Below are 921 nucleotides of genomic sequence, written 5' to 3'. Positions count from 1 at the left end.
TTTTTTACGTCGCATGCTCATTTTCTTTCCAAAATCCAGCTGTTTTAAAACAGCGAGACAGAATTTGTCCATAACATTCAAATTAAACGCTAACTGCTTGTTCAAGGTCTTATTCGCATCTTCTCGAAAAACAACATCTAATAGCCAATGCATGCTCTCTATCTGCCAATGGCCTCGCACATAATCGCTTAATTCCTTTGCACTAACCTGTCTACTCAAGATAAAGTAGCGTGTCTCCTCACTCTCTTGAGTATTATTGGTTATGTGAATACGAGCTCGTCCGATACTCTGGATATGGCCCCATTCTGGATGAGCTTTGCGGAGCCAACGAGTATCGTTGATCACCTCATACTGTCTCAACTCGATTTGACCATGTGCTTTCTCTAGTGTCTCATAACTGTCATCTCGCTCAGTATCCACCTGGAAAAAGGGCCGAATATCTGCTAGCAGGCTCCTCTGATTATCTTTTACTGCTAAACAGTAGTCTGCCTTCTTCTTGATAATCTTATCGGCAATAGCCTTCTGAGTTCCCATGGCATCAAGGCTAATCATACAGCCCTTCACTGAAATCATGTCCAGCAACTCTGGTATCGCTGTGATTTCATTAGACTTTTCATCTGTCGCGACTTGCCCATAGGAAATCCCCAAGTCTGTCGCATAAGCGGTGACAATATGTAAGGCTTTCTGGTGTTGGCTGGCATTACCTCTAATTGTCTTTCCGTCAATGGCTATCAGGCGTTTCGAAAAACGAGTAAAATGTTTAGCTGACAGTTCTGCCGCTTCAAGAAGAGCAGACCACATCTGCGTCACTTCTACTAGAACTTGAGGATCTAGGGTGGCAAAGACACGTTGTAGCGTATCGTGAGACGGAACCCCATTTTCTAACTCCAACACAGTTCGCAAGGAAGACTCATAGGCATT

The 921-nt window shown here is 43.8% G+C and carries 1 protein-coding gene; it reads right to left on the bottom strand.

Features of this window, described 5'->3' with window-relative positions; genetic code table 11:
• The coding region (locus ABP870_RS10610; RefSeq protein ID WP_350015308.1) for an ISAs1 family transposase at positions 1-921 on the bottom strand (921 nt) is incomplete at both ends.

Source organism: Streptococcus jiangjianxini (assembly GCF_040225085.1).
Taxonomy (GTDB): domain Bacteria; phylum Bacillota; class Bacilli; order Lactobacillales; family Streptococcaceae; genus Streptococcus; species Streptococcus jiangjianxini.
The sequence above is the reverse complement of the archived record's forward strand: the minus strand, read 5'-3'. Positions and strand labels throughout refer to the sequence as shown.